This is a genomic window from Pararhodobacter sp. SW119 (genome assembly GCF_017811755.1).
GTDB lineage: Bacteria > Pseudomonadota > Alphaproteobacteria > Rhodobacterales > Rhodobacteraceae > Pararhodobacter.
On sequence record NZ_JADDJF010000005.1, the window covers coordinates 49,305 to 61,859 of the forward strand.

Genomic DNA, 12,555 nt, shown 5'->3' on the forward strand with positions numbered 1-12,555 from the left:
CGACGCCTCAGCCGGCGCCGGCTGCATCGTCGCGCCGGTAGCGTCGGATCCATTCGTGGCTCACGTCATCCGCCATCTTCGCGACCCCGGCCGACAGTTGACCGGGTCGTGGCTCGGCAATGCCAAGCACGCGGCAGATGCCTGCGACGATCGGCGCGGGTTCGGTGGCAAACCCCTCGTAGCCTATCCGCAACGGGACGATCCCCTGCGCCGCGAACCAGGCGGTCCAAGCTGCGTCTTCCTTCTTCAGGAGTGCGCGTTTCACGGCGATGCGGTGGAAATCGTATTGCGGCGCGCGCGGTGGACCCAGGCGCTCAACCTCGCGGCCGTCGGGGGCGATGTGCCAGAGCCCGGTCTGTTCGGCCCGCACCATAGAAACAGCCTGCGCAAGCTTGTCCTGACGGGAAAGGTGGATGAACAGCGTCCGGCCGAACGCCGCCGTAAAGCGGTCCCGGTCAGACGGCAAGTCGGGGAAGGCAGCCTCGATCAGCGCCGTCAACGCCGCGAGATCCCGGTGCATCAGCCGCAGTCCGAAGATGCCGGTCTCGCCGGTTCCCGCCCTGATCGCGGCCTTGAGGTAGGCCGCGGCATACGCGGCCATGCCTTGCTCGGCGAGTTCCGGCAGCCCCCAGTATTCGGCCCATGCCGGGTCGACATTTCCCATGAAGAACGAGTCGGGCGCGCCGCAGCTGCCGGTCGAGGTCAGCAGATCACAAAGCAGCGTACTTCCGGTCCGTGGCGTGCTGCAGATGATGTAGCTGTCCATGTCCGCTCACGCCCTACGGCGGCGTTTCTTCGGATCAGGCATTCCAGGCGCGGTCGCCCTGCGCGTCCTTCACCCGCGTCGGCAGGCCGATCCGGTCCAGCACCTCGAAGAAGGGTTTCGGGTCCAGTTCCTCCACGTTGACCATCCGGGCCGTGTCCCAGTCGCCCTGCGCGATCAGGATCGCGGCGGCGACCGGCGGCACGCCGGCGGTGTAGCTGATGCCCTGACTGCCGACCTCCAGCCAGGCCTCCTTGTGGTCGGCGACGTTGTAGACGAAGGCCTGGGCCGGCTGGCCGTCCCTGGTGCCCTTCACCACCGTCCCGATGCAGGTCTTGCCGGTGTAGTCGGGCGCCAGGCTCGACGGGTCGGGCAGCACCGCCTTGACGACCTTGAGCGGGATCACCTCCAGCCCCTCGGCCGTCGTCACCGGCTGTTCGGACAGAAGCCCGAGGTTCTTCAGCACGGTGAAGACATTGATGTAGTGGTCCGAGAATCCCATCCAGAAGCGCACGTCGGCCTGCGGGTAGTTGGTGGCGAGGCTGTGCACCTCGTCATGGCCGGTCATGTAGGCCTGCTGCTTGCCGACGACCGGCAGATCCCATTCGCGGCCGACCTCGAACATGGTGTTCGCCTGCCAGGCGCCGTTCTGCCAGCTGTAGACGGTGCCGGTGAACTCGCGGAAGTTGATCTCGGGGTCGAAATTCGTGCTGAACCAGCGCCCGTGCGAGCCGGCGTTGATGTCCACGATGTCGATCGACGTCACCTCGTCAAGGAAGGTGTCGATCCCGTATCGCGCATAGGCGTTGACCACGCCCGGATCGAAGCCGACGCCGAGGATCGCGGTCACGCCCTTCTCGGCGCAGGCCTCGCGCCGCTTCCATTCGTAGTTCGCGTACCAGGGCGGGGTTTCGCAGATCTTGTCGGGTTCCTCGTGAATCGCGGTGTCCATGTAGGCCACGCCCGCCGCGATGCAGGCGTCCAGCACCGGCATGTTGACGAAGGCCTGGGCCACGTTGATGACGATCTGCGCGCCAGTCTTCTCGATCAGCGCCCTGACCGCGTCGGTGTCCCGCGCGTTGACCTCATGCGCCTCGAGCGCGCCCTCGACCTTCATCGAGCCCTTGTCGCGCACGCTCTGGACGATGGCCTCGCATTTCGCCTTCGTCCGGCTGGCGATGTGGATGTCACCCAGGATATCGTTGTTCTGCGCGCATTTGTGCGCGGTGACCTGCGCGACGCCCCCGGCGCCGATGATGAGCACGTTCTTCTTCATGGGGTCGCGTCCCTCCTTCAGTCGATTGCAGCCCTCAGGACAGCGCCGCGGCAAAGTCCTCGTATCCGAAGTCGCGCACAAGGCGCACGGTTCCATCCAGTTCCCGCACCGCGATAGCCGGCATCTTCACGCCGTTGAACCAGTTCTTCTTGACCATCGTGTAACCGGCCGCGTCCCGGATCGACAGCCGGTCGCCGGGTTTCAGCGGCTCGGGAAAGCGGAACTCGCCGAAGATGTCGCCGGCCAGGCAGGACTTGCCGCAGATCATCCATTCGTGCGGGCCGTCGTTCGGCAGCATCCGGGCGCTCTGGCGGTAGATCAGCAGATCGAGCATGTGCGCCTCGGTCGATGAATCCACGATGGCCAGGCGTTTGCCGTTGAAAAGCGTGTCCAGCACGCTAACCTCCAGCGTCGCGGAATTGGTGATCGCCGCTTCCCCGGGTTCCAGATAGACCTGCACCTCGTTCTCGCCGGCAAAGCGCTTCAGCCGCTCGGCCAGACGGTCCAGCGGATAGCCGTCGCCGGTGAAATGGATGCCGCCGCCAAGGCTGATCCATTCCATCCGCCGCACCAGATGCCCGAAGCGCTGCTCGATATGGCCTAGCATCCGCTCGAAGCGGTCGAAATCGGCGTTCTCGCAGTTGTTGTGGAACATGAAGCCGCTGATCTTGTCAGTGACTGTGGCGATCGATTCGGGGTCGTGCTCGCCCAGCCGGGAGAAAGGCCGCGACGGATCGGCCAGATCGAAGTCCGAGGTCGAGACACCCGGATTGACCCGCAGGCCGCGCACATGCCCGGCGCTGGGGCTGTCGAACCGATCGAGCTGGCCGATGGTGTTGAAGATGATCTTGTCGGCGTGCCCCAGCACCTCGTCGATCTCGTGGTCGGCATAGGCGACCGAATAGGCATGCGTTTCGCCGCCGAACTTCTCGGCGCCCAGCCGCACCTCGAAAAGCGAGGAACTGGTAGTGCCGTCCATATACTGCGCCATGAAGTCGAAGACCGACCAGGAGGCGAAGCACTTCAGCGCCAGAAGTGACTTCGCACCCGAGGCCTCGCGCAGCCAGGCGATCTTTTCCATGTTCGCCCGCAAGGGCGCCTTATCGATCAGGTAATAGGGGGTCTGCAGCATCTCGGGCCCTCCCGGCATCAGGGGTCGCAAGGCGCTGAACGCGCGCGGGGTCGATATAGCCTTGTCGCCCGGCGAACAACAGCTTTCTGACCGAATTGTCAGAACGGCGGCGGCAGGGATGCGGGGGCGGCAGCCCCCCCGGCGCGAGGCCCCCTCGATGGGGGCCGAGCGCCGCCCCCGTCACCTGAGGATGCGGTTCACATGCCCCATCTTGCGCCCCGCCCGCACCTCGGCCTTGCCGTAGAGATGGATCGCGATATCGCCCTCGCGCAGCAGTTCCGGAAGCCGGTCGACATCGTTGCCGATCAGGTTTTCCATCACCACATCGGCGTGCCGCGCGCCGTTGCCCAGGGGCAGGCCGGCGACCGCGCGGACGTGCTGTTCGAACTGGTCGACCGAGCAGCCCGCCTGCGTCCAGTGTCCGGAATTGTGCACCCGGGGCGCGATCTCGTTCACCACCAGCCCATCCGGCGTCACGAACAACTCCACCCCCATCACGCCGACATAATCGAGCGCATTCGCGATCCGCCCGGCCAGGAGCACCGCGTCGACCCGCTGGCCCGGCGTCAGCTGCGCCGGCACCGTGGTGGTGCGCAGGATGCCGCCGTCGTGCACGTTTTCGCCCGGCTCGAAGCAGACCACCTCGCCGCCAAGTCCCCGCGCCACGATCACCGAAACCTCGCGCTCGAAATCGACGAACCCCTCCAGCACCGCCGGCGCGCCCTGCATCGCGGCCAGCGCGGGGGCAGCATCGTCCGGCCCGTCGATCCGTGCCTGGCCCTTGCCGTCGTAGCCCAGCCGCGCGGTCTTGAGGATTGCGGGCGCGCCGATCGCGTCCAGCGCCCGATCCAGCGTGTCCCGGTCGCTCGCCGGCGCAAAGGGCGCGACCCGCAGGCCGAGGCCAGCAAGGAATCCCTTCTCGCTCAGACGGTCCTGGCTGACGGCCAGCGACCGCCGGCCGGGGCGCACCGGGCGCAGGGATTCGAGTAGGTCCAGCGACGCGGCGGGTACGTTCTCGAATTCATAGGTGATGACATCGACCGCGGCTGCGAAGGCGCGCAGCGCCGTCGCGTCCGTCCAGTCGGCGGTCGTGACCGTTTCGGCGACCTGGCCCGCCGGCGGGGCGTCGGCCGGATCGTAGATGTGGCAACGATAGCCCAGCCGGCTCGCCGCGACCGAAAGCATTCGTCCAAGTTGGCCGCCGCCGAGGATGCCGATCACCGCGCCCGGCGTCAGGCACTCACTCATCGCTCGGCTCCTCTGGGATGGCGGCCGACAGGGCGTCGCGCCAGTCTTGCAGGCGCGCGGCCAGATCGCTGTCCGAAAGGGCGAGGATCTGCGCCGCCATCAGGCCGGCGTTGACCGCGCCCGCCGCCCCGATCGCCATCGTCGCCACCGGAAAGCCGCGGGGCATCTGGACGATGGAATAAAGCGAATCGAGCCCCCCCAGCGCGCGGGTCTCGACCGGGACGCCGATCACCGGCACCCGCGTCTTCGACGCCATCATGCCGGGCAGATGCGCCGCCCCTCCGGCACCGGCGATGATCACCTGCAGGCCGCGCCCGACAGCGGTGCGACCGTAGTCCCACAGGCGGTCCGGCGTGCGATGCGCCGAGACGATCTTCGCCTCGTAACGCACGCCCAACTCGTCCAGTACCTCGGCAGACAGCCGCAGCGTCGGCCAGTCGGACTGGCTGCCCATGATGATCCCGACCGTGACCTCGCCCATCGCGCCCTCCGGAGATTGCGCGCGCACTATACCCGCCGGCGGGGCGGGCGCAACGTGCGCGCAGATGCGCCGGCCTCCGCTTCATTTCGTTCGGCGCCTTGCTTCGCCAGGCCGGCATTCATACATGCATGAAGATGCATGATGCCAGCAAAGGAATGCGAAATGTCGAACGACGCCACGCTGAAAAACCTGAACAAGGCCCTGCAGATGGAGTTGACCGCAGCGCACCAGTACCAGCTGCACGCCCATGTGCTACAGGATTGGGGGCTTGAGAAACTGGCCGCCCAGATGCGCGAGGAAATGACCGAGGAACTGGGGCATTCCGACCAGTTTCTGGAGCGCATCCTTTTCCTCAAGGGTGATCCGAAGCTGGAAATGGCGAAGAAGCCGCATCGCGCGAAGAACCTGGTCGACATTTTCAAGGCCGATCTGGCCGATGAAGAGGGCGCAATTGCCTTCTACACCAAGGCCGCGAAACAGGCTGACGAGGTGGGCGACATCGGGTCGCGCAAACTGTTCGAGGCCATCGTCATGGACGAGGAAGGCCACAAGGGCTGGCTGGAACTGCAACTCGACCTGATCGAGCGTCTGGGCGAGCCGGTCTACAGCGCCCGACTCCTCGCCGACTAACAACCCGTCAGGGATTTTCGCAACAGCGCTCAGCCGGCCCGGGGGCCAAGTGGCCCCCGGGCGTCCCTGCCGTCAGGCGATGATATCCGGTGTCAGTTCATCCTCGATCCGGGCGATCTGATCCTTCAGCATCAACTTGCGCTTCTTCAGGCGCTTCATGGTCAGCGCGTCCGACGTGCCGCGTTCCTGCATCGCCGCGATAGCCTCGTCCAGGTCGCGGTGTTCGCGGCGAAGGACTTCCAGCTTCACGCGCAGGACCTCTTCGTGGTTCAGTTCCTTCGGCGCATTCATGGCGGGATCGATCCAGCTGTTGTCGGTGCGCGAGAGTAGCCGCTTTCGCGCATCCGGCCAAGTCCCCGGCTCGTGCATGGCGGGGTCGATCGACCGGCGCCGCGCGCCTCTTGCAGCACGGGGATAGGCGCCCCATATCAAGGATGTCCCGGTTTGCTGCCAAGGTGGGGGCCGGGCCTAGTGTCGCTGATACAGGACCGGAAAATGACGAAGTTCGCCTTCCCTTCGCACCCACTGCTTCTGGGGTTCGAACCGCTCGAACGGTTGGTGGAGCGCACGGCGCGCGCGGGTGCAGACGGCTATCCGCCCTTCAACATCGAACTCGTCGCGCCCAACCAGTACCGGATCACACTTGCCGTGGCGGGCTTCAGCGATGCCGATATCGACATCACGCTGGAGGATCGCCAACTGGTGGTCCGCGGGCAGCAGGCCGAGCCCGAGGCCGAACGCATTTTCCTGCACCGCGGGATCGCCACTCGGCAGTTCCGCCGTGTCTTCGCCTTGGCCGAAGGGGTCGAGGTCGGAGGAGCGCGGCTGGGGGATGGGTTGCTGACCATCACGTTGGAGCGGGCGGAGCCGAAATCCGAGGTGCGCAGCATCCCGATTGCGCGGAAGTAAGAGGTAACAGATCATGAAGACCCCCTATCCCGACCTGCCCGACAGCCGGATCGCCTATATCCGGCAGGTGCCCTTGGACGCCCTGCCCGACGAGATTCGCGCGCAACTGCCCGGCGTCGTGGAAGTCTATGGAATTCATACGGAAGAAGGCGAATGCCTGGCGCTGGCGAAGAACCGCAAGATGGCTTTCGTCCTGGCCCGCCAGCACGATCTGGCCCCCGTCAGCGCGCACTGACCCCCCCTTCTTCGACCCTTTACCAGACGCGCGCGCCGAGCGGATCGGGGCGCGCGTCTTGCGTTTCGGGGCACGCAGAACCCGTCGGCAAGGGGGCTGGCAGGCGTATGGCAAGCGGCTGGCAAGCGTATGGCAAGCGTATGGCAAGCGTATGGCAGTAACGCACTCAGCCGAAAGCTGCCCTTAACGCCTCCACGTCCAGCGCCGGGACGACGCGGGTGCGCGGCTTGACCGCTTGCACCGTCTCGCCGGCGACCAGCGCGTTGATCACCGCTTCCTCGACCGCCTCGACCGCCGCCAGATAGAGCGGGTCGAGCCATTCCTGGTTGAGCGCGGTCTCGGTCAGCAGCGGCCCCGCCTGGTGCGGCATCGGCCCGCAATCCGCGACCGAGAGCGCCAGGAAGATGTCGCCCGACCCGTTGCCGCCCGGCGATCCGCCGCGCCCCACGCCCAGCCCAGCGCGCCGCGCCAGATGCCGCAGCGCCAGCGGCGACAGCGGCGCGTCGGTCGCCAGCACCACGATGATCGAGCCGAGTTCGGGCCCCGGCGGCGCTGACTCGGGCAGCATCAGCCCCAGGGGGCGGCCCAGCACGGTCAGCCAGGGGCGGATGCCGTGATTGGCCTGTACCAGCGCGCCCAGCGTCCAATCCTGCCCGCCCAGCGCGACCCGGCGCGAGGCGGTGCCGGTGCCGCCCTTGAAGCCGTAGGCGATCATCCCGTTGCCACCGCCCGAGGACCCCTCGGCCACCGGCCCGCCGGAGGCGGCCTGCAGCGCGGCGCGGGCATGGTCGGGCGTGACGGCCAGTTGCGTGATGTCGTTGAGCACGCCGTCATAGGTTTCGGCCACCACCGGCATCGCCCAGGCATGCGCCGTGCGAAACCAGTCGGCATAATGATCGATCATCCAGGCGACGGCGCCGTGATGGACCGCGCCCACCGCATGGGTGTTGGTGATCATCACCGGTCCGATCAGGTAGCCGGCATCGTCGATCCAGTGCGTCCCGGTCATCTCGCCATTGCCGTTGAGCGCGAAATGCCCGGCGCGCACCGGCCGCGGCAGGCCCGCATCCGAGCGCGGCCGGATCGCCGTGACGCCGGTGCGCAGGTCGCGCGCGGGATCGGTCAGCGTGCAGAAGCCGACCGTCACGCCGGGCACATCGGTGATCGCGTTGAGCGGGCCGGGATGGCCCGGAAACGGCAGGCCAAGGTCACGCGCGCGGGGTCGGGTCATGGTGGTTCCCCTGAGGTTGGCAAGAAGTCACGGTTGCGGAGGGCGATGTGACCGCCCAGAACGGCAGAACCGTATCACGGTTAGTGGACGACTTCCGCAGGGCACTCCCGGGCAACCGCAAATCTACTCTGAGCCGCCGAGATCCTTCAGCCAGCCAACCGGGCGCACTTCATTGGCCTCCAGAAACTCGACGTATCTGCGCGCCAGCATTCGGCGGTTCTTGTCGAAGGCGTCTGCGTCGAACTTGAACAATTCCGGAAGCTGATCGCGCGTGATGCCGGATTGAACGTCCTTGGCGAGGACGTAGGGCACCAGCATGGTCTGACACAGCTCCAGCGTGCGCGAGTCATGGGCCACCACGACCCCCGGAATGCCCGCCTGCAAGGCCAGCATGACGCCGTGAATACGCGCACCGATGACGAAGTCGAAGCGTCGATAGTGTTCCATCCATGCCTGAACGTCAAAGAACAGGTTGCCATGGCGTTCGCTCCAGCGCGAAAACTCCTCGAGATCCATTTCAGGGCAGGCGTAATCCCGACACGCGCGCAGATCGGCCTCGTCCATGAAACGGGCTTCGCCGCGGGTGAGTTGCATCATCGGAAGGGCGTGCTGCCCGACATAGGAGCCCGATGTCGCGGTCACAATCCGCGCCAGCGAGGCTTCGATATGGCGAAGATGCTTCCAGCTCTGATGACCCGCTGCAACGGCAAGTCGCTTGATTGGTCGAGTGTTTGACGCAATATGTTGCCCGAGATTGGGATCCGGGTTGATGAACAGGGAAGGGCATCCAAGCGCTACGACATTGTCCTCGAATCCGTAATGTTCGAGAACCTTCTTCGTGAACGCACCACGCGTGGAAATATTGGGAACGCCCTCGGGTGCGCGCTTTGAAATCTCGCGAACCCAATTTACCGTGCCCTCAGGAACGTTAGGTATCGTCCCATCCACATTGCTCTGCGCGCCGAGGCCGATCATTACAATGCGACAGTGGAGTTCGGAAAATCTTTCGCCAAGCCTTGTGTAATCAACATGCGCTCCGAATTGATTGGCCGCGGGCAGTACGCCAATGTCGCCGTGCCGATCAATAATATTTGGCGCGACACCCCATCCGACTACCGGCGCTTTCCCGCCAAGATGGACCGAAACCGCGTGCTGAAAAGCCAGATTTCCAGAATTATGTCCAACACGATCATAGAGCTTGTCAGTCGCGACAAACGCCCCATCGAGCACTCTATCAGGCAAGCCGAGAATGAACGGTTCCTTCATTTGTGCCTCGCCGCCCTTCGATTAGTTTCGTCACGGACCTCTTGAGATTCGCGCGGCGCGTTCTGTATAATGACCTTATCGATTTTACCAACGCCTTCATGCACGATAATTCTTATCCTAGTCTCTTCAAAACTCACGCGACCACCTTTTCGAGCTGTCCAATCACCTCAAGATGCGCGGCGGCGCATTCTGCGTGGCTGATCGGTTTGGATATCCCCGCGCGCAGCCGGTCCCACTCTTCGGTCGTCCGGGACAATTGCAGCAGCGTCTGACCCCATGCCTTTGCATTGCCGACCGGCACGTGCATTCCGTTGACGCCGTGTGCGACCTTCTCGGCCATCCCGCCGATGTCGGAGGCGACGACCGGGCGGCCCAGGGTGAAGGCCTCCTGGATCACCATCGGCGAATTCTCCCACCAGATCGAGGGGATGATGACCCAGTCGACCGCGCCCATCCGGCTGGGCATCTGGAACGGCTCGTAGGGTCCGATCCATTGCAGGGTGCCTTCGCGCTCCAAGGGTTCGCGCAGGGCGGCGATCCGGCTTTGAAAAGCCTCGGTCTGCCCTTCGAGGTTGGTGCCGTGCACCTCCAGCACGATCTGGCGGCGTTCCGATTTGCGCAGCATCGACAGGGCCGTGAGCAGCACATCCACGCCCTTGTAGGGGTTGATCTGCCCGAAGAAGGCGAAGCGGTTGCGCGTCTCGCCGTCGGCCAGCGGACGCGGGGGCAAGGCATCGCGCGAGGCCTGCCCGTTCTCGATGGAGACGATGCGCTCCGGCGGGATCCCCCAGTCGATATAGCGCTGCCGCAGGAAATCGGAGGGCGCGACGAACTGGTCCACCAGCCGAAAGAAGCTGCGGTAGCGGTGCTTGCGCAGCCAGAAATCCTCCACGCTGCGGTCGGGAAAGCAGCGATGGCAATCGTCGGGGCTTTCGCGGAAGCAGGGCCTGTGGCTGCCGGTCTTGATCATCTGACCCTGGTTGAAGCAGATGGCGACGTATTCGTGCAGCGTCATCACGATGCGGATCGAGGGGTCCACCCTCTTGATGATGTGCAGATATTCGAGGCCGAGGTGCACGTAGTGATGCGCGTGGACCACCGTCGGCCTGAGCCTGCGGATCAGTTCGGCGAAGTTGCGATGCAGGCTGTCGGTGTTGGCCGCGCGCATGCGAAACCAGTCGCTGATCGTCTGCTCCCACAGGTATTCGTTCGCCCGACGCGGATAGATGGCGCCGGTCGGCCCCCTGCCGCGATCATGGCGGCCGAGGAAGAAGGCCGTTTCGACCTGCGGATGATCGGCGTAGGTCCTGAACAGGTTGTAGGCGGCCAGCTCGCCACCGCCGAGGTTGAAATCGGGGTGGCCATGGCTGGTGACCAGGATTCGATGGCCCGGCGCACTCATGCCTGTGCCCGCATGTCGCGCGCGGAAGGCACCGTCGCGGCGGGACCCGGCGCGAAGGGCGCTTCGATTTCGTCGCGCCAACGGGCCTGGTGGCGCACGGCGTTGCAGATCGTCATGCGCAGACGGAAAGCATCGTCCGCCATGCCGGAAAAGGATTGCCGTTCCAGATGGGTCAGTTCGGCAAGGGGCTGATAAAGAACGCGGTAGCCGGCGTTTCGGGCGGCTAGGCACAGGTCGCTGTCTTCGAAATCGCCCAGAAGGTAGCCCATGTTCCAGCCGCCGATCTGGTCGAAGACCGAACGCGGAATGATCAGGCAGGCTCCGGTCACGGCACGCACATCGCGAAGTTCCCGGCCATCGAATTCGGGCGCCAGCCCTGCGCCGGGATGGATGTTGCGCCAGATGCCGAACCGATCCAGGTAGTCGAAATCCATCCCTGCGTGCTGGATCCCGCCATCCGCGGATAGAAGGCGCGCGCCGACGACGCCGACGGCTTCCTCGTCAAACGCGGCGATCAGATGTTCCAGCCACCCGGGTTCGATCGGGATGACATCGCTGTTGAGAAACAGCAGATATTCGCCCTTCGCATGCTCTGCGCCCAGATTGTTGGCGCCGCTGAACCCCCGGTTCAACGGACTCGCAACGATCCGCATCGGTATTTGGTAGAGATGATAGAGCCTGTCGGCTTCGAACAGGACATCGGCGCGGATCGACGGATCGTCGATGACGTAGATCAGTTCGCCTTGCGCCAGAAATCCGGGGTCCCGAAGGAACTCCAGAAGCTGATGTTCCATGAAATCGTACCGCTTGTAGAGCGGCACGATGACAGACACCGAGGGGGCAGCGGCCAGTCGCCCGAAGTCCTGAACTTCTGCTGGCAGGGAAGCGAGTTCCTCCCCTCGGCGTGCAATAAGCGGATCCAGGATCGGCCAGTCGACAAGGGCGGCGCGGCGATGGAAGTCTCGCTCTTCCGTTTCAATCTCGAAGAGTTTTGGGCGGCCTGACGCGGATCGGCGGGCAGCGGTGTCGACCCGATATGCTCGGCAAGCGTGACGACCCCGGACGCCGTGACGGCGCGCAGGCGCAAAGCGGGATCAGGGTCCAGTTCCGGTGCATGGAGCACAAAAGCCGCGTTCATCAAGCTCCAAGAAACCTCGCTGTAAGCGGCTGAGATATCCCGGCGTTCGCGACGGAACGCGTGGCTCAAAGGAAAGACATTCTGCGCATCGTCTTCCAGCCAGATGATCGCATTCGGCGGGTGAATCGCCCAACCGAAGATGACGCCACCGCCTTCGGGGCTGACCAGGCAGCCTTCGATGAACCCGGCGTAGCCTTCGGTTGCCTTTCCGAGCTCGGGCAACGCTGCCAGACACTTCCACCACGCGTCGCTTCCGGTTTCAAACGCACGAAGCATGTCGGCGGCGTTCCCCATCAGGCCCGGAAAGCGCTGGTGGTCGACGTCGGTCAAAGCGGAATTTTCGGCAAGCGGACCTGTGCGATAGGTGTCACCGTTCGGGATGCATATCTCGAGTTCGATGCTTCCTTCATCGACAGGCGCTTCGGTTGACGCGCCAAACCCCAGCTTCTTCCCCGCGGGCGACCCGAGAGCGGCTGCGACATCATCGCGAACGTGCCGGTTCGTATTCGTCAGCGGTTCGCGTCGTCCGTCTTGTAGGAGCCTCAATTCGATTTTCGGGCAGGTTGCCCAACCCAGGACAATTGCCCTGCCATCGCGCCTGGCGACGGTGTCCACGAACACCCGATGCGCCTTGCCGGAGCGATCGCTGATCTCAGCCGGTTCCCTCTGGATCCGCGCCGGACTGCCCAGCAGGCGCCCAGCGTTCCCGTCGGGTGCCTTCGCGGTGATGCCGGTTGTCCGGACAGGAAGAAACCGCTTCAGGTTCAAGGTCCGCCCCCCGTGGATGGCGCATCGGCGTGTACGCGCGAGTTTTACTAGCAGATACAACCGTAGATACAACAGA

14 protein-coding genes are annotated in these 12,555 nt (G+C 64.8%); 3 read left to right on the plus strand and 11 right to left on the minus strand.

The window, feature by feature from the left end; translation table 11 throughout:
- Window positions 1–7 precede the first annotated feature (7 nt).
- The 5 genes from IM708_RS04990 to purE form a co-directional block, all read right to left on the minus strand.
- Complete coding sequence (locus tag IM708_RS04990) at window positions 8–766, minus strand: Stf0 family sulfotransferase (RefSeq protein WP_209425226.1); 759 nt, start codon at window positions 764–766, stop codon at window positions 8–10.
- A gap of 34 nt (window positions 767–800) precedes the next feature.
- The gene (locus IM708_RS04995) at window positions 801–2,039 is read right to left on the minus strand and encodes a saccharopine dehydrogenase family protein (RefSeq protein ID WP_209425227.1); all 1,239 of its coding nucleotides are present in this window, start codon (window positions 2,037–2,039) and stop codon (window positions 801–803) included.
- A 34-nt stretch (window positions 2,040–2,073) separates the two neighbouring features.
- Window positions 2,074–3,168 (minus strand): carboxynorspermidine decarboxylase, encoded by a 1,095-nt coding sequence (locus tag IM708_RS05000; RefSeq protein WP_245243016.1) that lies wholly within the window; start codon window positions 3,166–3,168, stop codon window positions 2,074–2,076.
- Window positions 3,169–3,351: 183 nt separating this feature from the next.
- Window positions 3,352–4,419 carry a 5-(carboxyamino)imidazole ribonucleotide synthase gene (locus tag IM708_RS05005; protein WP_209425229.1) on the minus strand — a complete coding sequence of 356 codons (1,068 nt, stop codon included), beginning with the start codon at window positions 4,417–4,419 and terminating at the stop codon, window positions 3,352–3,354.
- Entirely contained in the window at window positions 4,412–4,900 is a 489-nt protein-coding gene (purE, locus tag IM708_RS05010; RefSeq protein ID WP_209425230.1) for a 5-(carboxyamino)imidazole ribonucleotide mutase, read from the minus strand. The genes IM708_RS05005 and purE overlap by 8 nt, the downstream gene beginning before the upstream one ends.
- 162 nt (window positions 4,901–5,062) lie before the next feature.
- On the opposite strand from purE, the gene IM708_RS05015 reads away from it, so the two are divergent.
- The gene (locus IM708_RS05015) at window positions 5,063–5,530 is read left to right on the plus strand and encodes a bacterioferritin (protein ID WP_209425231.1); all 468 of its coding nucleotides are present in this window, start codon (window positions 5,063–5,065) and stop codon (window positions 5,528–5,530) included.
- A 72-nt stretch (window positions 5,531–5,602) separates the two neighbouring features.
- On the opposite strand, the gene IM708_RS05020 is transcribed toward IM708_RS05015, so the two are convergent.
- Window positions 5,603–5,821, minus strand: coding sequence for a DUF465 domain-containing protein (locus IM708_RS05020; protein ID WP_209425322.1), 219 nt, complete (start codon window positions 5,819–5,821; stop codon window positions 5,603–5,605).
- A gap of 204 nt (window positions 5,822–6,025) precedes the next feature.
- On the opposite strand from IM708_RS05020, the gene IM708_RS05025 reads away from it, so the two are divergent.
- Window positions 6,026–6,439, plus strand: a complete 414-nt coding sequence (locus IM708_RS05025; RefSeq protein WP_209425232.1) for an Hsp20 family protein — start codon at window positions 6,026–6,028, stop codon at window positions 6,437–6,439.
- A 13-nt stretch (window positions 6,440–6,452) separates the two neighbouring features.
- Complete coding sequence (locus IM708_RS05030; protein ID WP_209425233.1) at window positions 6,453–6,674, plus strand: DUF1150 family protein; 222 nt, start codon at window positions 6,453–6,455, stop codon at window positions 6,672–6,674.
- 166 nt (window positions 6,675–6,840) lie between these two features.
- Here IM708_RS05030 and IM708_RS05035 read toward each other — a convergent pair whose 3' ends face one another.
- The 5 genes from IM708_RS05035 to IM708_RS05055 form a co-directional block, all read right to left on the minus strand.
- Window positions 6,841–7,905, minus strand: a complete 1,065-nt coding sequence (locus tag IM708_RS05035) for a P1 family peptidase (RefSeq protein WP_209425234.1) — start codon at window positions 7,903–7,905, stop codon at window positions 6,841–6,843.
- Between the two features lie 123 nt (window positions 7,906–8,028).
- Window positions 8,029–9,171: a polysaccharide pyruvyl transferase family protein gene (locus IM708_RS05040; RefSeq protein ID WP_209425235.1), complete on the minus strand. Its 1,143-nt coding sequence runs from the start codon at window positions 9,169–9,171 to the stop codon at window positions 8,029–8,031.
- 133 nt (window positions 9,172–9,304) lie between these two features.
- On the minus strand, window positions 9,305–10,573 hold the full coding sequence (locus IM708_RS05045; RefSeq protein ID WP_209425236.1) for a glycosyltransferase family 4 protein: 1,269 nt from the start codon (window positions 10,571–10,573) through the stop codon (window positions 9,305–9,307).
- Window positions 10,570–11,367 (minus strand): glycosyltransferase family 2 protein, encoded by a 798-nt coding sequence (locus tag IM708_RS05050; RefSeq protein ID WP_245243006.1) that lies wholly within the window; start codon window positions 11,365–11,367, stop codon window positions 10,570–10,572. Before IM708_RS05050 ends, IM708_RS05045 begins: the two co-directional genes overlap by 4 nt.
- Complete coding sequence (locus IM708_RS05055) at window positions 11,307–12,479, minus strand: hypothetical protein (protein WP_209425238.1); 1,173 nt, start codon at window positions 12,477–12,479, stop codon at window positions 11,307–11,309. Before IM708_RS05055 ends, IM708_RS05050 begins: the two co-directional genes overlap by 61 nt.
- Window positions 12,480–12,555 lie beyond the last annotated feature (76 nt).

Excerpts from the sequence above, each read along its gene's own strand:
- IM708_RS05040 (WP_209425235.1), bottom strand. The coding sequence starts at position 9,171 with ATGAAGGAACCGTTCATTCTCGGCTTGCCTGATAGAGTGCTCGATGGG.
- IM708_RS04990 (WP_209425226.1), bottom strand. The coding sequence starts at position 766 with ATGGACAGCTACATCATCTGCAGCACGCCACGGACCGGAAGTACGCTG.
- IM708_RS05050 (WP_245243006.1), bottom strand. The coding sequence starts at position 11,367 with ATGGAACATCAGCTTCTGGAGTTCCTTCGGGACCCCGGATTTCTGGCG.
- IM708_RS05035 (WP_209425234.1), bottom strand. The coding sequence starts at position 7,905 with ATGACCCGACCCCGCGCGCGTGACCTTGGCCTGCCGTTTCCGGGCCAT.
- IM708_RS05030 (WP_209425233.1), top strand. The coding sequence starts at position 6,453 with ATGAAGACCCCCTATCCCGACCTGCCCGACAGCCGGATCGCCTATATC.
- IM708_RS04995 (WP_209425227.1), bottom strand. The coding sequence starts at position 2,039 with ATGAAGAAGAACGTGCTCATCATCGGCGCCGGGGGCGTCGCGCAGGTC.
- IM708_RS05020 (WP_209425322.1), bottom strand. The coding sequence starts at position 5,821 with ATGAATGCGCCGAAGGAACTGAACCACGAAGAGGTCCTGCGCGTGAAG.
- IM708_RS05015 (WP_209425231.1), top strand. The coding sequence starts at position 5,063 with ATGTCGAACGACGCCACGCTGAAAAACCTGAACAAGGCCCTGCAGATG.
- IM708_RS05005 (WP_209425229.1), bottom strand. The coding sequence starts at position 4,419 with ATGAGTGAGTGCCTGACGCCGGGCGCGGTGATCGGCATCCTCGGCGGC.
- IM708_RS05045 (WP_209425236.1), bottom strand. The coding sequence starts at position 10,573 with ATGAGTGCGCCGGGCCATCGAATCCTGGTCACCAGCCATGGCCACCCC.
- IM708_RS05025 (WP_209425232.1), top strand. The coding sequence starts at position 6,026 with ATGACGAAGTTCGCCTTCCCTTCGCACCCACTGCTTCTGGGGTTCGAA.
- purE (WP_209425230.1), bottom strand. The coding sequence starts at position 4,900 with ATGGGCGAGGTCACGGTCGGGATCATCATGGGCAGCCAGTCCGACTGG.